Raw genomic sequence first — 17,764 nt, 5'->3', positions numbered from 1 at the left:
TTCTGTCACGCGGCGGTGACGGCGATCAGCGCGGCGACCCGGTCGCGATAGGCGTCGAGGGCCCGGTCGAAGGCCGCGGTGGCGCCCGCATCGTCGCGCGTGACCACGAGGTCGATCTGGAATCCGTAGAGCTGGTCGACGAGGATGCGCGCCTCGATGCGCGCCTCATCGGAGGCGACACCCAGCCGCTCGAGCGCCTGCGTGCCCCACTCGACCCAGCGGGCGTGCACGTCGCGACCACCGGCGCGCAGGGTGGGATCGGTGACCTCCATGAGCGCCGCCTCGAACTCGAGGCGCAGGAGGGCGCGCGTGCTGGGCACGAGGAATCCGAGCCACGAGTCTCGGATCGCCGCGATGTGGCTGTCGAGCGACGGCGCCACGGCGAGCTCGGCGTCGATGACCTGCTGCTGGCGAGAGGTCACGGCGCGGATGATCTCGATGATGAGCTCGTTGCGCGTGCCGAAGTGGTAGACGAGCGTGAACGGGCTGACCCCGAGCGCATCGGCGAGCGTGCGGAAGGTGACACCCGACAGCGGATGCTCGCGCAGGTGCTCGACGATGGCCGCGAGCAGCTCGGGCTTGCGGTCGGGGTCGGTGCGGCGGGCCATAAGAATTAAAATAACAAACGTTTGCTATGCATACAAGTGTTATGTATTATGAAATTCAGGGGCTGAGGGCGCACTTTCGGGCGCCCTCCCCCCACGCTCCCGGCGTCGCCGCCGGGCATCGACGTGGCCGCGCATCGGGGGATGCGTCGGCCCGCGCGTCGCCACGCGCTCGCTTCGCCGAGTGCGCGACGCAGGGCGCCTTCCGGCATTCGGGTTGCCGGAGGGCGCCCACCCTCGAGTCGACAGGCGTCAGGCGATGCGGCTGCCCGTCGGCAGAGAACCCGCCGGCGTGCGGGTGCGGGCGATCGCCGCCGACAGTGCCGCCGTCGCGAGCACGAGATGGATGATGAGCCCCACGAACCAGCTGGGCACCGTCCGCTCGAAGACCTGCTGCGGCGTCTCGAACTCGTAAGCCGCGCTCGGGTCGCCCGCGAGCGCCGCCGCGCACTCGTCGACCACCGAATCGAGATCAGGGGTCAGCTGCGCGCTGCGCACTCCGATCGCGAACTGACCGAACAGGTCTTCGGGGTACCCGTTGCGATCGAAGGTCGTGGGCGCGGCATCCGCCAGCACGATGTAGGGGTTCGCGGCGAGGATTCCCCACACGTAGTCGAACCGCGGCACCGGGTAGCTGTAGGTCTCGGGCTCGAGGCACACGATCTCCTCCGGCAGACCCGTCACGGGGTCGAACTCGCCGCCGACCGAGTAGTCAATGCCGATGTACGTCTGCGTCTGCTGCGACTGGAACGCCAGCCCCCCGAGCGTGAACGCGATGAGCGTGCCGATGCTGAGCGCCGCCACGACGAGGTAGGTCGTCACGACCGAGAACAGCGGGCGCGAGATGAGCCCCGAGAGGCCGACGCCGACCGCGGCCACGACACCGAGCTCGAGCACGAGAACGCCCAGCGACGCCGCGAGCGTGTCGCCGCGCACGCCGCCCGCGATGAGGGTGAAGAGCAGGGCGGGCAGGGATGCGGCGAGGAAGGTCAGCGCGACCGTCCATGCCGCGAGGAACTTGCCCAGCACGATCTGGCTCGAGCTCGCGAGAGTGACCTGCGTCGTGGCGAGAGTGCCCGCCTCACGGTCGCCGTTGATCGCGGCCCCGCTGATGGCCGGCGTCACGAGCGTGCCGACGAGCAGCACGAAGAAGATGACGGTCGAGTAGACCCCCGCACTCTGCGAGACGTCACCACCGAACGCGCTCAGCGACGCCCAGAGCAGCAGCGTGACGATGCCCACGAGCACGAACACGACGCTGACGAGCACCACCCATGCGACCGAGCGGATGCGCTGCCGCAGCTCGAGCAGCACGATCGTGCCGAGCGTGTCGAGATACCGGCTCATCGGTCGCCCCCCTCGGTCGTAGCGGGCGCCGGATCGGCGCTGCCTCTCCGCGACAGATCGAGGAACGTGTGCTCGAGGTCGCCGACGGCGGGCCCGAACGCGCTGATCGCGACCCCCTCGCCGACGAGCCGCGCGAGCAGCTGCGCCGCCTCGGCCTCGCTGGCGACGGAGACGCTCGTGCCGAGGTGGTCGGCGGCGCCGCGGACGATGCCGAGTCGCGTGAGCGCGGCGTCGAGCTGCGCGTCGTCGATCGCGCGGATGCGCCAGTCGCGCGCCTGCGCCCGGCTGCGCTCGATGCGCTCCGCCGACGCCGTGACGCCATGGTCGAGATAGACGGCGGCGTCGGCCATCTCGTCGAGCTCAGCGAGCACGTGGCTCGACACGAGCACAGCGACCCCCTCGCCCGCGAGCCGGCGCACGAGCGTGCGCAGGTCGACGCGCGCGGCCGGGTCGAGGCCCGAGGCCGGCTCGTCGAGCAGCAGAACGCTGGGCTCGTGCACGAGTGCGCGAGCCAGGCTCAAGCGCTGCTTCTGGCCGCGGCTCAGAACGCGCGTCGGCTGCTCGGCCTGCGGCTCGAGGCCCACGAGCTCGATGAGCTGCTCAGCCCGCTGCCGCGACTGCTCGGGGCTGCGTTCATAGAGCCGACCGGTGATCTCGAGGGTGCGGCGCACCGACACGCTGCCCCACGAACCCAGCACGTCGGGCATCCACCCCATGGCGCTGCGCACCGCGCGCGGATCGGCCACCGGATCGTTGCCCGCGATGCGGATGGTGCCCGCGTCGGGCCGCAGAAGCGTCGCGAGCATGAGCAGCAGGGTCGTCTTGCCCGAGCCGTTCGGGCCGATGAGGGCCGTCACCGAACCCGGGAGCACCTCGAAGCTCGCGTCGCGCACCGCGTGGACCTCACCGAACGATCGAGCGACACCCTCGACCGCGATTACTGCCGCAGTATTCATGAGGGTCAGTCAATCATGTCGCCGGCAAGCGAGGGCGGCTCACCCTTTGCCTCAGCCATCCGGATGCGCTGCTCGACCTCGGCGAGCGCCCCCCGCAACGCGCGCTCCGCCTCGAGGCCCTGCGCGCGGCCTGCCGCGACAAGAGCGAGCAGGCGCTGGCCGAGCTCGGTCTCATCGCGCGGTGCCGGGTCGGCCGGTGCCACGCCGACGCCGAGACCCTCGGCCTTGCCGAGCAGCTTCTCCGCGCGCAGCAGCGCCGACAGCGATGCCGGCACGCCGTCGAGCACCGACGTGCGCGCGGGCTTCTCCTCCCGCTTCCAGATCTCCCAGTTCGCGGCGACCTCGTCGGCGGTGTCGGCGGTGACATCGCCGAACACGTGCGGGTGGCGGCCGACCATCTTGGCCGTCGAGCGCGCCGCGACATCCTCGATCGTGAACGGATGCTCGGCCCGAGCCGCCGCGATGTCGGCGTGGAACAGCACCTGGTAGAGCACGTCGCCCAGCTCCTCCAGCACGTCGTCGGGCGTGCCGTGCTCGATGGCCTCGATCAGCTCGTGCGCCTCCTCGACGAGGTAGCGCGTCAGGCTCTCGTGCGTCTGCTCGGCATCCCACGCGCACCCGCCCGGAGCGCGCAGGTGCGCGAGCACGGCGATCAGCTGGTCGAGCTGGGGGTGCGGCTGGGCGGCGGGCAGGGCGACGGGTGCGGGAGCGTCGGTCATGCCTCCATCATGGCCCGCCGCGAGCGGCGGTCGTCGGGCATCGCGGTCGCGAGCACGGCCGTGACGATCGCGCACAGCAGCGCGCCGACGAAGACCGCCTGCGACGCGGGGATGATGGCCACCGGATCGACGACCGCGCCGGCGCCCTCACCCAGCACTCCCCCGCCGCCCGCCGCGCGGTAGATCGTGTTGGCGACGGCGCCGAAGATGGCGACGGCGACCGCCTGGCCGACGGCGCGGGCGAAGAGGTTCGTGCCCGTGACGACGCCGCGCTCGTTCCACTCGACGCTGGCCTGGGCGGCGATGAGGGAGGGGGTTGCGACGAGGCCGAGCCCGAGCCCGGTGACGAAGCACCCGATCGCCGAGATCGCGACGGAGGGCGTGGCGGCGAACGCGGCGAGCAGTCCCGTTCCGGCCAGCACGAGCACCATGCCGATGAGCACCGTGACGCGGAAGCCGAGCGTCAGATACAGCCGCCCCGACAGCGCCGCCGAGATCGGCCAGCCGATCGTGAGCGCGGCGAGCGCGAGGCCCGCCACGAGCGGCGAGACCCCGAGGGCCCCCTCGAGCGACACCGGCACGTACGAGGCGAGGCCGATGAGGATCGCGCCGACGCCGACCGAGACGAGCGTCGTCGTGAGCAGCAGTCGCCGCGAGAACACCCAGCCCGGCAGGATCGGCTCGGTCGCTCGCCGCTCGACGGCGACGAACGCGAGCAGCAGTAGCGCGCCGAGCCCGAAGGCGATCGCGCTCTGCCACGAGGCCCACGGCCACGAGACCCCGCCCTGCAGCACGCCGACGAGCAGCAGCCCGAGCGAGGCGGTGAGCAGCAGCGCGCCGAGCACGTCGACCTTGTGCGGGCGATGCTCGACGGTCTCGTGCAGCGAGCGGATGAGCATCCACCCCGCCAGCAGGCACAGGGGGATGTTGATGAAGAAGATCCACCGCCAGGCATCGAGCTCGGCGAACACCCCGCCCAGGGTCGGGCCGATGACGGCGGAGGCGGCCCACACGCTCGCGATGTAGCCCTGCACCTTCGCGCGCTCCTCCACCGAGTAGATGTCGCCCGCGATCGTGATGGCCATGGGCCCGATGGCGCCGGCACCGATGCCCTGCACGGCGCGGAAGGCGATGAGCGCGGGCATGCTCCACGCGAGGCCGCACAGGATCGACCCGATGAGGAACAGCCCGATGCCGATGAGGATGATGGGCTTGCGGCCGACCATGTCGCTGAACTTCGCGAACAGCGGCGTGGAGACGGCCTGCGACAGCAGGTAGATCGAGAACAGCCACGGGAACAGCTCGAACGAGCCCAGCTCTTCGACGAGCGTCGGCACGGCCGTCGCGAGGATGGTCGCGTCGATCGCGACAAGACCCGTCGTGACCATGATCGCGAGCAGGATGGGGCCGCGCTCGGAGCGCAGGCCGACGGCGGCTGTCGTGGTCACGTCTGCGACGATAACCCCATGCTCCCGGAACTCGGCTGGATGCCGCGCCTCGCCGCCGCGCTGCTCGCCGTCGGGCTCGTCGTGCTGTTCGTCGTGCGGGCGATGCGCAAGGATCGCCGCGAGTACGCGCGGTTCCGGCGCTACCGCTCGACCGCCCGTCGGCAGGCGATGATGCGGCGCTGGCTGCTCGAGTCGTTCGTGCTCTTCGGCGGCTCCGCTGCGCTCGTGCTGGTGCTGGTCTGGCCGGTCGTCGGCCCGCTGCTCGCGACGACGCAGGCCCTGCCGCCCGTGGCCTGGCTGCGGGATGCCCTGGCCGGCGGTCTCGGCATCGCCCTGGGTCTAGGCGCGGCTCTCGCCGTCGTCGCGCTCACCCTGGTCGGCGTGCGCAGCGCCCGCCGCGACGGCGGCATCATCATGGTCGGCGACATCGCCGCCCTGCTGCCGCGCAACCGGCCAGAGCTCGGCTGGGGCGCGGCCCTCTCGGTCAATGCGGGGGTCGTCGAAGAAGCGCTGTTCCGACTCGCACTGCCGACCCTGCTTGTCGTCGTCACGGGCGAGCCCGTGAGCGCCTTCCTGCTCGCGGCCCTCGTGTTCGGCGCCCTGCACGCCTACCAGGGCTGGGTGGGCGTGCTCGCGACCGGAGTCGTCGGGCTCGTCTTCACCGCGCTCTACGTCGTGAGCGGCAGCATCGGCCTCGCGATGCTCGTGCACGCGCTGTTCGACCTGCGCACGCTCGTCGTGATTCCGGCGGCGGTGTACCGCGTGCACGAAGTGCCGGGCACCGTGCTCTTCCCGAGGCCGCTCAAGGCGAGCATCCCTGACTAGACTTGACCAGACCTGACCACGCCTCTACCCTGCCGTCATGGTGATGGTGAATATCTACGAGGCGAAGACCGACTTCTCGAAGCTCGTCGCGCGCGCCGAGGCCGGCGAGCGCATCACGATCGCGCGTAACGGCCGGCCGGTTGCGGAGTTGGGCCCTGCCGGCGGCATCACCATCAAGCGCGAACCCGGCGTGCTCGCCGGGAAGGTCTGGATGGCCGACGACTTCGATGACTTCACCGAGCAGGACGAGCGCGACTGGTACGGCGAGTGAGGGCACTGCTCGACACGAACGCGCTGCTGTGGTGGCTGAAAGAGCCCGACCGCCTCAGCCGCGAACAGTACGACGCGATCGCCGACGATCGGCACGACATTGCCGTCTCGGCGATCAGTGTCGCCGAGATCGCCATCAAGACCTCGATCGGCAAGCTGACCGGCGCCGACGGCATCACCGAGTGGATCGCTCGTCAAGGTTTTCGCGAGCTGCCCCTGGCGAACCGGCACGCGCTCGTGCTCGCCGACCTGCCCCTGCACCATCGCGACCCCTTCGATCGGATGCTCGTAGCCCAGTGCATCGCCGACGACCTCGTGCTGCTGACCGGCGACCGGCGGTTGACCGCCTACCCGATCACCACCATCACGTGACGGCGGCGGCCGACTCGGAGGCGTAGAGGTTCGTCAGCACCTGGCCCACCCAGGTGACGAGGTCGTCGTCGCTCGCATCCTTCGGCAGGGGCACCGTCGCCACGCGCTGCTGGCCGAACCACTTCGAGCCCGGGTACATGCGCTGCAGGCGCAGCTGCCGCGAGTCGGGCAGGTCGAGCCCGACGAGCCGCAGATTCGTGCCCATGACGACGACGTCGCTCAATCCCAGCTTCTGGGCCTGGCGGCGCAGTCGCGAGACGGCGAGCAGCGTGAGAACCGACCCGGGCGGGTCGCCGTAGCGGTCGGCGAGCTCCTCGAGCACGGCATCCAGCGCCGCATCGTCGCTCGCCGGGGCCGTCGCCGTCGAGAGCTTCTGATAGGCCTCGAGACGCAGACGCTCGCTCGCGATGAAGTCATCGGGAATGTGCGCGTCGACCGGCAGCTCGAGCCGCAGCTCGGTCTGCTCCTCCGCCGCGTCGCCGCGGAACACGCTCACGGCCTCGCCGATCATGCGCAGGTAGAGGTCGAAGCCGACACCGGCGATGTGACCGGCCTGCTCGGCGCCGAGCAGGTTTCCCGCGCCGCGGATCTCGAGATCTTTGAGCGCGATCTGCATACCACCGCCGAGGTCGCTGTTGGCGGCGATCGTCTGCAAGCGGTCGTGCGCCGTCTCGGTGAGCGGCTTCGTCTCGTCGTAGAGGAAGTAGGCGTAGGCGCGCTCGCGCCCGCGACCGACGCGCCCGCGCAACTGGTGCAGCTGACTGAGCCCGTACTTGTCGGCGCGATCGATGATGAGCGTGTTCGCGTTGGCGACGTCGAGGCCCGTCTCGATGATCGTCGTCGACACGAGCACGTCGAACTTGCGCTCCCAGAAGTCGACCATGACCTGCTCGAGCAGCGACTCGCTCATCTGGCCGTGGGCGACGGCGATGCGCGCATCCGGAACCAGCTCGGCCAGGTGACTCGCGACGCGCTGGATGCTGGAGACGCGGTTGTGCACGTAGAACACCTGCCCCTCGCGCAGCATCTCGCGATGGATCGCCGCGGCGACCTGCTTGTCGCTGTACGGACCGACGAAGGTGAGGATCGGATGGCGGTCCTCCGGCGGGGTCGCGAGGGTCGACATCTCGCGGATGCCCGTCACGGCCATCTCGAGGGTGCGCGGAATCGGCGTGGCCGACATCGCGAGCACGTCGACATTGGTCTTGAGCTTCTTCAGGGCGTCTTTGTGCTCGACCCCGAACCGCTGCTCCTCGTCGATGATCACGAGCCCCAAGTCTTTGAACTGGATGCCCTGGCTCAGGATGCGATGCGTGCCGATGACGATATCGACCGTGCCGCTCGCGAGGCCGTCCATGGTCTCCTTCGCCTCCTTGTCGCTCTGGAAACGGCTGAGCGCGCGCAAGTGCACGGGGAACCCGGCGAAGCGCTCGGCGAAGGTCTCGAGGTGCTGCTTGACGAGCAGGGTGGTCGGCACGATCATCGCCACCTGCTTGCCGCCCTGCACGGCCTTGAAGGCGGCGCGCACCGCGACCTCGGTCTTGCCGTAGCCGACGTCGCCCGCGAGCAGGCGGTCCATCGGGATGGGCGACTCCATGTCGCGCTTGACCTCGTCGATCGTCGTCAACTGGTCGGGTGTCTCGACGAAGGGGAAGGCCTCTTCGAGCTCGCGCTGCCACGGGGTGTCGGGCGGGAAGGCGAAGCCGCGGCTCGACATGCGGGCGCTGTAGAGCTTGACGAGCTCGACGGCGATGTCGCGCACTGCGCGGCGCGCTTTGCCCTTCGCGGCCGCCCAGTCGCTGCCGCCCATCTTGCTGAGCGTCGGAGCCTCGCCGCCGACGTAGCGGCTCAGCAGATCGAGCTGGTCGGTCGGCACATAGAGCTTGTCGCCCGGGTAGCCGCGCTTGCTCGGCGCGTACTCGATCAGCAGGAACTCGCGCTGGCTCTTCACCGCGTTGCGACCGCCCGTGCTGACCTCGCGCTGCACGAGCTCGAGAAACTTGCCGATGCCGTGCGTGGCATGCACGACGAAGTCGCCCGCCTTCAACTGCAGCGGGTCGACGACGTTGGTGCGGCGACTCGCGAGCTTCTTCGGCTGGCGGGAGTCGTAGCCGACGGCGCGACCATAGAACTCGGTCTCGCTCAGCAGCCCCAGCTGCAGCTCGGGCAGCTCGAAGCCGTGCTCGACCTGCGCCTGCACGAGATAGACGACGCCCTTCTCCAGTTCGTCGGGCAGCTCGTCGACGATGCGCGCGGCCACCTCGTGCTCACCGAGCACGTCGGCGGCCCGCTCGACCAGACCGTGGCCCGCCGCGACGACGATCATCGTCCACCCCGCGCGCACGCGGTCGACCACGTGGTCGACGGCGCCATCGCTCCGGCCCGAGAAACCGGGAGGCTCGACCGCGTCGATGCGCACGATGTCGGCGTCATCCGCATCGAAGGCGCTGATCGTGAACCAGTCGCGGTCGCCCGCGGCCTCGCGCAGGCCGGTCACGGTGACGAAGTCGCCGGCATCCAGGTCGATCGGGGCCTCCGCGCCGACCGTCGCGGCGTGCCACGCCGCCGTGAGGAACTCGCGGTTGGTCTCGAGCAGGCTCACCGCACGGCTCGCGACGCGCTCGGGGCTCAGCACCGCGATCGCTGCGCGGGCGGGCAGGTAGTGCGTCAGCGGCACGAGCCGGTCGACGAGCGCGGGGGCGAGGCTCTCCATGCCCTCGACCGGGATGCCCTCGCCGATCTTGGCGAGCAGCCCCGCCAGGCTCGGGAACTCGTGCTCCATCTCGCGGGCGCGCTGACGGACGCTCTCGGTCAGCAGCAGCTCGCGCGTCGGCGGCAGCTCGACGACGTCGATCTCGGTCGGCAACGATCGCTGATCGGCGACCGAGAACTCGCGCAGCTGCTCGACCTCGTCGCCGAAGAACTCGACCCGCACCGGATGCTCGGCCACGGCAGCGAACACGTCGAGGATTCCGCCGCGCACGGCGAACTCGCCGCGCCGCGTCACCATGTCGACCCTGCTGTACGCCAGGTCGATGAGTCGGGAGGTGACCTGGGCGAGGTCGTAGCCACGGGCTCCCCGGCGCAGCACGACCGGCTCCACCTCGGTGAGGCCCGGCGCGAGCGGCTGCAGGGCCGCACGCACCGAGGCGACGACGATGAGGTCGCCCTCGGGCGCCGCCTCCCACGCGCGCAGGGCGCGCAGGGTGCGGATGCGGCGGCCGACCGTCTCCGCGCTCGGGCTGAGCCGCTCGTGCGGCAGGGTCTCCCACGCGGGCAGGTCGAGCACGGTGGCGTGCGGCGCGACCGCGCCGAGCGACTCGATGACCGCATCGGCCTCGCGCCCCGTCGACGCGATGGCGAGGAGGCACTGCGGGCCCTCGCGGGCATCCAGGATGCTCGCGATAAGCGGAACCCGCAGCCCTTCGACGACCGAGAAATCGGTGGAGCGACGCGCGCTCTCGAGGGCGTTCTGAAGCGTGCGGGCGCGCGACAGCGCCGGGATCAACCGCTCGAGACTCACGTCGCACGAGTCTACGCGGCCCTCGCTGGGCGTTCAGGCGCGGGGCGCGTGCACCTTCTGCTGCGCGGCCAGCAGGCCCTGATCGACGATGAGCTCGACCGCGTCAGCCGCGTCGTCGAGCACGAACGGCAGGCGGGTCTTTTCCGTCGAACCGAAGTCGCGCAGCACGTAGTCGGCGGCGTCCTGCCGCCCGGGAGGGCGGCCGATGCCGACGCGCACGCGCACGAAGTCGGGCGTGCCGAGCGCCTTGATGACGTCGCGCACCCCGTTCTGGCCGCCGTGCCCGCCATCGGCCTTGAGCTTGATGGTCTCGAACGGCAGGTCGAGGTCGTCGTGGATGACGATGACGCGCTCTGCGGGAATGCCGAAGTACGCGGCCGCGCTCGAGACCGGCCCGCCCGAGGTGTTCATGTAGCTGAGCGGGCGCGCGAGCACGAGCTTGGGGCCGCCCGGCCGCAGGCGCCCCTCGGCGAGCATCGTCGTCGTGCGGTGCCGGCCGAAGCGGGCGCCGAGGCGACCGGCGAGATGCTCGAGCACCATCGCGCCGACGTTGTGGCGGTTGCCGGCGTATTCGGGCCCGGGGTTGCCGAGCCCGGCCACGAGCCAGGTGTCGGCCGACGACGAAGGGGCCGCATCGCGGCGGAACAATCCGACCACGGGCGACCCCTTCGCTCAGTGCGTGACAGCGGGCGACGCGCGCCCGCAGCGACTACTCGGCCTCGGCTGCCTCGGCCTCGGCGGCGATCGCCGATGCCGCAGACGACGCGGCGGCCATCTCGGCCACGGCCTCGTCGTCAGCCGTGGAGCCGGCCGGCGTCGTGATGGCGAGCACGAGGGCGCCCGCGTCGGTGACGAGCGTGGTGCCCTTGGGCAGCTCGAGGTCTCCGGCGTGGATCTGCGTGCCGTCGGTCAGGCCCTCGACCGAGACGGTGATCGACTCGGGGATGTGGGTGGCCTCGGCCTCGACCGAGAGCGTGTTGTGGTCGACGACGACGATCGTGCCGGGGAACGAGTCGCCCTCGACGTGCACGGCGACATCGACGGTGACCTTCTCGCCCTTGCGCACGACGATGAGGTCGACGTGCTCGATGATCTGACGCACGGGGTCTTTCTGCACGTCCTTGACGAGCACGAGCTCTTTGCTGCCCTCGATGTCGAGCGTCACGACGACGTTCGACTTGCGCAGCAGCAGCGCGGTCTCGTGGGCGGGCAGCGTCACGTGCTGCGGCTCGCCGCCGTGGCCGTAGATGACGGCCGGGATGTGGCCGGCGGCGCGCAGCTTGCGCGCCGCGCCCTTGCCGAACGACGTGCGCTTGCCGGCGCTGAGCTTGTTCTCGTCAGCCATGCTGATGTCTCCTTGATCGGTGGGCCTCGTGGCCCGGTCTGGGTGTCAACTCGAACGCGCGAGCGCGTGAGGAAAGCCGGATGCCTTGCCCACCGCGTCGATCACGGGGCGAAAACCCGCCCCCTCGCCGAAGTACAGTCGCTCAGTCTACCCGAGGCGCGAGCAGGGCCGCGACGGCGGTCGCGAGCTCGTCGATCGGTCGTTCGGCGTCGAGCACGAGCACGCCCTCGCCCGGAGCCGGGGGCTCGAGCGTCGCGAGCTGCGAGTCGAGCAGCGCCGCGGGCATGAAGTGGCCCTCACGGGAGGCCAGACGGCCCTCGAGCGCCGGCCGATCGAGGTCGAGGAGGGCGAAGCGGGCGTGCGGAGCATCCGCCCGCAATCGATCGCGGTAGGCGGCGCGCAACGCGCTGCACGCCATGATGCACGGCGCCTCGGCGACGAGCGCCGCCGCGACGGCGTCGAGCCACGGGGCGCGATCGGAATCGTCGAGCGGGATGCCGGCCGCCATCTTCGCGACGTTGGCCGCGGGGTGCAGCGCATCCGCGTCGAGGAACCGCACGCCCGCGAGCGCCGCTGCCGCGCGCCCGACCGTGGTCTTGCCGACGCCCGAGACGCCCATGAGAACGACAACGGTGGGCGGGTGTGGGTTCACCCGCCCACCGTATCGGGGGGCGGCCGGCACCGTTCGGGTCGGTGCTGGCCGGGTCGGTGGAGGCGCGGTTAGCGCAGGTCAAGCAGAACGCGCCTGGGCGCCGCGGGGTCGATGCGCACGCCGACCGTGGAGCCGGGCTGCACCTGGGGCAGCAGCGCCATCGGAACGACGGTCGTCGTCGTCACGGGCACGGGCACACCCGCGGGCATCATCACGAGCAGCCCGAGGGCCACCTGCACCCCGTCGTTGACCATGACGCCCGTGCTCGCGAGCTGCGTCACGGTCGCCGTGGCAGAGACGAACTCCGGGCCGGCGGCCTCGGTCGCGAGCTGGTTCTGGGCGATGAGGCCGTCCATCGTGGCCTGCGCCTGCGCGAGCTGCGCGCCGACGTTCATCGTCGCCAGGTTGTCGAAGCCCATGGTCGTGAGCTTGGCGAGGTTCGTGAGCACGCCCATGGTTACAGCGCCGTGTAGAGCTCGTTGAAGCGCGAACCGACAGCGCGGTCGGCCTGGATGCGCGCACCCCAGCCCTCCTGCGCGATAGCCCAGTCAGCCGCCGAGACGCCGAGGCCGGCGGCCACGTCGACGAGCTTCGTGGTGTCGTAGCCGAAGGCCGCGATGCCCTTGCTGACCTTCGCGTAGGTCTCGAGCGAGACGCCCGCGATGGGCTCGAGGGCCTCGGCGCTCGGGGCGCCGTGCGCCTGCAGGTTGGCGACGTTCACAGCGGCCTGCGAGCCGATGGTGCCGGGGAAAGCGCTGCCGGGCATGCCCGCGACGCCGTAGGCCGCGGGGTTCATGGCGGCCTGGGTCTGCGCCTGCGCGGCGAGCGTGTTGGCACTATCGATGAGCGCGGGGGCGGCGTTGATCGTGTCGATCATGCTCTTGAACATGTTCATGGTGGGGCCTTTCTCGAGGGATGAACGGGGGTGGAACCTGATGTGTTCATCCTTCGCAGGCGGCGGTCGTGGCGACTGAGCATCCATTGCTCAATTCGGCGGATGCCCGTACTCAGCCGCGCGGCAGCCCGTGGCGGTTCGGCTCTAGGCTGGAGGCCATGACCACCACGCCTTCCGCCAATATCGGGGTCGTCGGCCTCGCCGTCATGGGCTCGAATCTCGCCCGCAACCTCGCCAGCCGCGAGGGCAACACCGTCGCCGTCTTCAACCGCACCTACGAGAAGACCGAGACGCTCGTGACCGAGCACCCCGAAGCGGGCTTCATCACCACGAAGGACTACGCCGAGTTCGCCGCGTCGCTGCAGAAGCCGCGCACGGCGATCATCATGGTGCAGGCCGGCCGCGGCACCGACGCCGTCATCGACGCGCTCACCGAGGTCTTCGAACCGGGCGACATCATCGTCGACGGCGGCAACGCGCTCTTCACCGACACGATTCGCCGCGAGGCGGCCGTGCGCGCCACGGGCATCAACTTCGTCGGCGCCGGCATCTCGGGCGGCGAGGAGGGCGCGCTCAACGGCCCCTCGATCATGCCCGGCGGCTCGGCCGAGGCCTGGGTCACCCTCAAGCCGATCCTCGAGTCGATCGCCGCGGTCGCCGAGGGCGAGCCCTGCGTCACGCACGTCGGCACCGATGGTGCGGGCCACTTCGTCAAGATGATCCACAACGGCATCGAGTACGTCGACATGCAGCTCATCGCCGAGGCCTACGACCTGTTGCGCCGCGTCGGCGGCCTCGAACCGGCCGAGATCGCCGAGGTCTTCGCCGAGTGGAACACCGGCGAGCTCGAGAGCTACCTCATCGAGATCACCGCCGAGGTGTTGCGCCAGGTGGATGCGACGACGGGCAAGCCCCTCGTCGACGTCATCCTCGATCAGGCCGGCGCCAAGGGCACCGGCGCGTGGACGGTGCAGACCGCGCTCGACCTCGGGGTGCCCGTCTCGGGTATCGCCGAAGCCGTGTTCGCCCGCTCGCTCTCGTCGAAGCCCGCGCAGCGCGCCGCAGCCGCCTCACTGCCCGGAAGCACGCAGGAGTGGCAGGTGAGCGACCGCGCCGCCTTCGTGGAGGACGTGCGCCGCGCCCTCTACGCCTCGAAGATCATCGCCTACAGCCAGGGCTTCGACGCGATCGTCGCCGGCGCCGAGCAGTACAACTGGGACATCAAGAAGGGCGACATCGCGCGCATTTGGCGGGCCGGCTGCATCATCCGCGCGCGCTTCCTCAACCGCATCACCGAGGCGTACGCGGCCGACCCGGCGCTCGTCGCCCTCGTCACCGCGCCGTACTTCGCCGAGGCCGTCGCCGGCGCGCTGCCCTCGTGGCGCCGCATCGTTGCCGGCGCGGCTCTCGCGGGCATCCCGACCCCCGCCTTCGCCTCGTCGCTCTCCTACTACGACGGCCTGCGGGCCGACCGCCTGCCGGCCGCGCTCGTGCAGGGCCAGCGCGACTTCTTCGGCGCGCACACCTACAAGCGCGTCGACAAAGAGGGCACGTTCCACACGCTGTGGAGCGGCGACCGCACCGAAATCTCGGCGACGGACTCGCACTAAGCCGCGTCTTCCGAACCCTCAGCGCTGCACACGAGCGCTCGCCGGCGGGGTCAGGCAACACCCGCCGGCGAGACAACTCAGCCTTTGAGCCCGGTGTTCGCGAGGCCCTCGACGAACTGCTTCTGCGCCACGATGAAGACGAGCAGCACGGGCAGTGCGGTCATCGTCGCCGCCGCGAGCTGAACGTTCCACATCTGACCGCCATACGCGTCGGCGTACCGCACCAGTGCCTGCGGCAGCGTGAAGAGTTCGGGTGACCGCAGGTAGACGGTCGGCTCGAGGTAGAGGTTCCAGATGTGCAGGAACGAGAAGATCGACACGGCCGCCAACGCCGATTTCGAGAGTGGCAGGGCGATCTGGCGCCAGATCTGGAAGCGCCCCAGCCCGTCGAGTCGCGCGGCCTCCTCGAGTTCGACCGGCAACGTCAAGAAGAACTGTCGCATCAGGAAGGTCGAGAACACCGTCGGTGCACCGAATATCGACACGAGAATGATCGGCCAGTGGGTGTCGATCATTCCCCAAGCGGAGAAGATCTGAAACATCGGCACGATTGTCACTTCACTCGGAATCAGCAGACCAACGAGCACGATGACGAACAGGATGTTCGCGCCGGGAAACCGGATGCGCGCGAAGGCGTAGCCCGCCAACGCCGCCACAATCAACGTGCCGACCGTGCAGATCACGGCGATGTACAAACTATTGAAGTACTGAAGCGCGAACGGCTGGAAGGTGAAGGCTTCGATGTACCCGTCGAGGCTGGGCGACTCAGGCCACAGTGTCGGCGGGAAGGCGAAGATCTCGGTGATCGGCTTGAACGATGAGGTGATCATCCACAGCGTTGGAAACACGAACGGAATCGACATCACGCCGAGAAGCACATAGAACGCGATACGCAGACCCCGTCGGCGCCACACTCCCTCTCGCCGTTCGGTGCGGACCTCAGTTCTCATGGAAAACCCACTTCTTGCGGAGCTGCCACTGCAGAAGCGTCAGGGCCAGCACAATGAGGAACAAGACGATGGCGAGTGTCGAGCCGTAGCCGAACCGGCCGAACAGGAACGCCTGTTGATACAGGTAGTAGACGAGCACGGTCGTGCTCGTGCCCGGGCCGCCCTGCGTGAGCACCGCGATCTGGGCGAAGACCTGCAGCGAGCCGACGATCGTGATGATGAGGGTGAGCAAGATCGTCGGAGAGATCAGCGGCAGCGTGATACTGCGGAAGATGCGGGCCCGGGATGCTCCATCCACGCGCGCCGACTCGTAGAGTTCGCTCGGCACACTCTGGAAGGCCGCGAGAAACAGCACCATGTTGAGGCCGACGTTCTTGAAGAGCTGCACGACGATGACGCTCGCCATGGCCGTCGGGCCTTCGCGCAGCCAGTTGGGGCCATCGACCCCGAAGATGGCCAGAATCCCGTTGATGCCACCGTTGTCTTGCAGCAGGAAGCCCCAGACGATCGTCCACGCCACGAGCGAGACGACAACCGGAGAGAAGAAGAGGGTGCGGAAGAACACCATGCCCTGAACCTTCTGGTTCAGCAGAACGGCAAGGAAGAGCGCGAGGGTGATGTTGAGCACCACGAGACCGACGGAGAAGATCGCGGTCGCCTGCAGCACGGGAACGAACTGCGGGTCATCGAGCAGGGCTTGGAAGTTGTCGAGACCGACGAAGGTGAAGGTTCCGCCGAGAATGTCCCACTCGTGGAAGCTGTAGTAACCGACGAGAAGAAGCGGAACGATCACGAAGAGGATCACGCCGATGAACTGCGGAGCGATGAAGAGGTAGCCGGCAATGTTGTCGCGACGACGATAGGTCAGCCACGGCCGACGCGCGGGAGCGCCGGTTCCGGCACTGCCGGACCGGGCCGAAGCCCGATCCGGCAGTGCTTGTGAAACGTGTGACACGCGTCAGACCTAGTCGGCCAGCAGCGGGTCGATGGCCTCGCAGACACTTCCCAGTACGGCGGGAATGTCAGCGTCGGCAACCCACATGGCGTCGAGCGCCGCACGAACCGTCTGGTTCACGCGAGCGGCGTTCGTGATCGGCGGACGAACTTCACCGTTGGTGATCGCCGGCACGACGACGTTCTCGAGCTGTTCGGGTGTCAGCACCGGGTTGGCGGCGGCGAGAACCTCAGCGTTCAGCAGCGACGCCCGGGGCGGCGGGAAGAACTGCGCCAGCGACGCCGCGTTCTCGGGGTTCGAGAAGTACGCGAGGAAGTCGGCGGCGACCTCAGGGTTCTCACCCTGCGCGATCACACCGATGCCGGCCTGGCCGACGATCGAGTACTCCCCGGCCGGTCCGGCCGGCAGCGGCAGCAGATCCCAGGCGAAGCCGGCCTCGGCCAGCAGACCCGCGCGCGAAATCTGCGTGACCGTGAAGGCCGCCTCGCCCGCGAAGAAGTCGGCCGTGGTGCCCGGTCCGGGCATCGAGCCCGTGGTGAACGCAGCGTCGTGAATGAACTCGAACGCCTCGGTCATCTCAGGAGTGGTGAACTCGCACGTGGTGAGGTCAGCACTCCAGGGGGAAGCGCCCCAGCCCTTCCAGATAGACGACAAGCCATCCCAGTTGGTGTACTCGAAGTCGCGGATGATGAACCCGGCCTTGCCCGTCGCCTGGTTCACGGCGGCACCGATCTCAGAGATCGACTCCCAGTTCCAGTCGCCCGCAGCCTGCAGTTCGGCGGCGGTCGGGAACCCGGCCTGAGCCAGCAGGTCGTCGTTCGCGAACATCACGAACGGCGAGGTCGAGAAGGGGTACGCCCGCAGGCTGCCCTCTTTGAGCCACAGCTCGGTCGCTGCCGGGGAAATGTCGTCGAACTCGTAGCCCTCGGTGTTCGCGAGGGTCTCGCTCAGGTCGACGAGCGCCTCCGAGAGCACGAAGTCTGGTGCCGTGGTCTCGAAGATCCACGCCAGGTCGGGGGCGTCGCCGCCCGCGATCTGGGTGGTGAGCGTCGTCGTGTAGTCATCGAACGGCAGAGTGTCGAACGTGATCGAGGTCACGTTCGGGTTCTCGGCCATGTACGACTCGGCGATGCTGTTGAAGAGCTCGAGGTGTGCCTCGTTCGCCGACCAGATGGTCATGCGCAGGTCGACATCGGTCGCTTCAGGCTCGGCTGCCGCCGTGCAGGCTGACAGCGCAAGCACCGAGGCGGCCAGCATCCCCGTTGCAGTCAGCAACTTTGCTGATCTCATGT

Annotated in this window: 18 protein-coding genes; 4 read left to right on the top strand and 14 right to left on the bottom strand. The window is 69.4% G+C overall.

Annotated features, from left to right (window positions below):
• Positions 1–5 precede the first annotated feature (5 nt).
• From ACTIE9_RS03720 to ACTIE9_RS03700, 5 genes are all read right to left on the bottom strand, one after another.
• Positions 6–608, bottom strand: a complete 603-nt coding sequence (locus tag ACTIE9_RS03720) for a TetR/AcrR family transcriptional regulator (protein WP_439564231.1) — start codon at positions 606–608, stop codon at positions 6–8.
• Positions 609–857: 249 nt separating this feature from the next.
• On the bottom strand, positions 858–1,952 hold the full coding sequence (locus ACTIE9_RS03715) for an ABC transporter permease (RefSeq protein WP_439564230.1): 1,095 nt from the start codon (positions 1,950–1,952) through the stop codon (positions 858–860).
• Positions 1,949–2,908 carry an ABC transporter ATP-binding protein gene (locus ACTIE9_RS03710; RefSeq protein WP_439564229.1) on the bottom strand — a complete coding sequence of 320 codons (960 nt, stop codon included), beginning with the start codon at positions 2,906–2,908 and terminating at the stop codon, positions 1,949–1,951. The genes ACTIE9_RS03715 and ACTIE9_RS03710 overlap by 4 nt, the downstream gene beginning before the upstream one ends.
• Positions 2,909–2,913: 5 nt before the next feature.
• Positions 2,914–3,627, bottom strand: coding sequence for a MazG family protein (locus ACTIE9_RS03705; protein ID WP_439564228.1), 714 nt, complete (start codon positions 3,625–3,627; stop codon positions 2,914–2,916).
• A complete protein-coding gene (locus ACTIE9_RS03700) occupies positions 3,624–5,075 on the bottom strand; it encodes an MFS transporter (protein WP_439564227.1) in 1,452 nt (483 codons plus the stop codon). The genes ACTIE9_RS03705 and ACTIE9_RS03700 overlap by 4 nt, the downstream gene beginning before the upstream one ends.
• 18 nt (positions 5,076–5,093) lie before the next feature.
• Here ACTIE9_RS03700 and ACTIE9_RS03695 point away from each other — a divergent pair, with 18 nt between their 5' ends.
• Genes ACTIE9_RS03695 through ACTIE9_RS03685 form a run of 3 tightly spaced genes read left to right on the top strand, consistent with a single transcriptional unit; the run spans position 5,094 to position 6,542 of the window.
• Positions 5,094–5,900 carry a CPBP family intramembrane glutamic endopeptidase gene (locus tag ACTIE9_RS03695; RefSeq protein WP_439564226.1) on the top strand — a complete coding sequence of 269 codons (807 nt, stop codon included), beginning with the start codon at positions 5,094–5,096 and terminating at the stop codon, positions 5,898–5,900.
• A 37-nt stretch (positions 5,901–5,937) separates the two neighbouring features.
• Positions 5,938–6,171, top strand: a complete 234-nt coding sequence (locus tag ACTIE9_RS03690) for a type II toxin-antitoxin system Phd/YefM family antitoxin (RefSeq protein WP_439564225.1) — start codon at positions 5,938–5,940, stop codon at positions 6,169–6,171.
• Entirely contained in the window at positions 6,168–6,542 is a 375-nt protein-coding gene (locus ACTIE9_RS03685; RefSeq protein ID WP_439564224.1) for a type II toxin-antitoxin system VapC family toxin, read from the top strand. Before ACTIE9_RS03690 ends, ACTIE9_RS03685 begins: the two co-directional genes overlap by 4 nt.
• On the opposite strand, the gene mfd is transcribed toward ACTIE9_RS03685, so the two are convergent.
• The 6 genes from mfd to ACTIE9_RS03655 all read right to left on the bottom strand — a co-directional run bounded on the left by mfd (position 6,535) and on the right by ACTIE9_RS03655 (position 12,957).
• A complete protein-coding gene (mfd, locus tag ACTIE9_RS03680; RefSeq protein ID WP_439564223.1) occupies positions 6,535–10,065 on the bottom strand; it encodes a transcription-repair coupling factor in 3,531 nt (1,176 codons plus the stop codon). The genes ACTIE9_RS03685 and mfd overlap by 8 nt on opposite strands.
• Positions 10,066–10,098: 33 nt before the next feature.
• On the bottom strand, positions 10,099–10,722 hold the full coding sequence (pth, locus tag ACTIE9_RS03675; RefSeq protein WP_439564222.1) for an aminoacyl-tRNA hydrolase: 624 nt from the start codon (positions 10,720–10,722) through the stop codon (positions 10,099–10,101).
• Positions 10,723–10,774: 52 nt separating this feature from the next.
• Entirely contained in the window at positions 10,775–11,410 is a 636-nt protein-coding gene (locus tag ACTIE9_RS03670) for a 50S ribosomal protein L25/general stress protein Ctc (RefSeq protein WP_439564221.1), read from the bottom strand.
• 142 nt (positions 11,411–11,552) lie between these two features.
• Positions 11,553–12,062: a gluconokinase gene (locus ACTIE9_RS03665; RefSeq protein ID WP_439564220.1), complete on the bottom strand. Its 510-nt coding sequence runs from the start codon at positions 12,060–12,062 to the stop codon at positions 11,553–11,555.
• A gap of 68 nt (positions 12,063–12,130) precedes the next feature.
• Positions 12,131–12,517 (bottom strand): hypothetical protein, encoded by a 387-nt coding sequence (locus tag ACTIE9_RS03660; RefSeq protein WP_439564219.1) that lies wholly within the window; start codon positions 12,515–12,517, stop codon positions 12,131–12,133.
• A gap of 2 nt (positions 12,518–12,519) precedes the next feature.
• Positions 12,520–12,957, bottom strand: a complete 438-nt coding sequence (locus ACTIE9_RS03655; RefSeq protein ID WP_439564218.1) for a hypothetical protein — start codon at positions 12,955–12,957, stop codon at positions 12,520–12,522.
• Positions 12,958–13,115: 158 nt separating this feature from the next.
• Between ACTIE9_RS03655 and gndA the strand changes: the two genes are divergently transcribed.
• Positions 13,116–14,567, top strand: coding sequence for an NADP-dependent phosphogluconate dehydrogenase (gndA, locus tag ACTIE9_RS03650; RefSeq protein WP_439564217.1), 1,452 nt, complete (start codon positions 13,116–13,118; stop codon positions 14,565–14,567).
• Between the two features lie 77 nt (positions 14,568–14,644).
• Here the strand turns inward: gndA and ACTIE9_RS03645 are convergent, their stop codons facing one another.
• From ACTIE9_RS03645 to ACTIE9_RS03635, 3 genes are read right to left on the bottom strand one after another with little or no spacing between them, the layout of a single operon-like run.
• Entirely contained in the window at positions 14,645–15,517 is an 873-nt protein-coding gene (locus tag ACTIE9_RS03645) for a carbohydrate ABC transporter permease (protein ID WP_439564216.1), read from the bottom strand.
• The gene (locus ACTIE9_RS03640) at positions 15,507–16,472 is read right to left on the bottom strand and encodes a carbohydrate ABC transporter permease (RefSeq protein WP_439564215.1); all 966 of its coding nucleotides are present in this window, start codon (positions 16,470–16,472) and stop codon (positions 15,507–15,509) included. Before ACTIE9_RS03640 ends, ACTIE9_RS03645 begins: the two co-directional genes overlap by 11 nt.
• Before the next feature lie 9 nt (positions 16,473–16,481).
• Positions 16,482–17,762 carry an ABC transporter substrate-binding protein gene (locus ACTIE9_RS03635; RefSeq protein ID WP_439564214.1) on the bottom strand — a complete coding sequence of 427 codons (1,281 nt, stop codon included), beginning with the start codon at positions 17,760–17,762 and terminating at the stop codon, positions 16,482–16,484.
• Between the last annotated feature and the right edge of the window lie 2 nt (positions 17,763–17,764).

This window comes from Microcella sp. (assembly GCF_051860105.1).
Taxonomy (GTDB): domain Bacteria; phylum Actinomycetota; class Actinomycetes; order Actinomycetales; family Microbacteriaceae; genus Microcella.
This window is presented reverse-complemented; position numbering and strand designations above follow the sequence as displayed.

Excerpts from the sequence above, each read along its gene's own strand:
- ACTIE9_RS03705 (WP_439564228.1), bottom strand. The coding sequence starts at position 3,627 with ATGACCGACGCTCCCGCACCCGTCGCCCTGCCCGCCGCCCAGCCGCAC.
- ACTIE9_RS03635 (WP_439564214.1), bottom strand. The coding sequence starts at position 17,762 with ATGAGATCAGCAAAGTTGCTGACTGCAACGGGGATGCTGGCCGCCTCG.
- ACTIE9_RS03715 (WP_439564230.1), bottom strand. The coding sequence starts at position 1,952 with ATGAGCCGGTATCTCGACACGCTCGGCACGATCGTGCTGCTCGAGCTG.
- ACTIE9_RS03655 (WP_439564218.1), bottom strand. The coding sequence starts at position 12,957 with ATGAACATGTTCAAGAGCATGATCGACACGATCAACGCCGCCCCCGCG.
- ACTIE9_RS03660 (WP_439564219.1), bottom strand. The coding sequence starts at position 12,517 with ATGGGCGTGCTCACGAACCTCGCCAAGCTCACGACCATGGGCTTCGAC.
- ACTIE9_RS03695 (WP_439564226.1), top strand. The coding sequence starts at position 5,094 with ATGCTCCCGGAACTCGGCTGGATGCCGCGCCTCGCCGCCGCGCTGCTC.
- ACTIE9_RS03720 (WP_439564231.1), bottom strand. The coding sequence starts at position 608 with ATGGCCCGCCGCACCGACCCCGACCGCAAGCCCGAGCTGCTCGCGGCC.
- ACTIE9_RS03710 (WP_439564229.1), bottom strand. The coding sequence starts at position 2,908 with ATGAATACTGCGGCAGTAATCGCGGTCGAGGGTGTCGCTCGATCGTTC.
- ACTIE9_RS03670 (WP_439564221.1), bottom strand. The coding sequence starts at position 11,410 with ATGGCTGACGAGAACAAGCTCAGCGCCGGCAAGCGCACGTCGTTCGGC.
- gndA (WP_439564217.1), top strand. The coding sequence starts at position 13,116 with ATGACCACCACGCCTTCCGCCAATATCGGGGTCGTCGGCCTCGCCGTC.
- ACTIE9_RS03645 (WP_439564216.1), bottom strand. The coding sequence starts at position 15,517 with ATGAGAACTGAGGTCCGCACCGAACGGCGAGAGGGAGTGTGGCGCCGA.
- ACTIE9_RS03690 (WP_439564225.1), top strand. The coding sequence starts at position 5,938 with ATGGTGATGGTGAATATCTACGAGGCGAAGACCGACTTCTCGAAGCTC.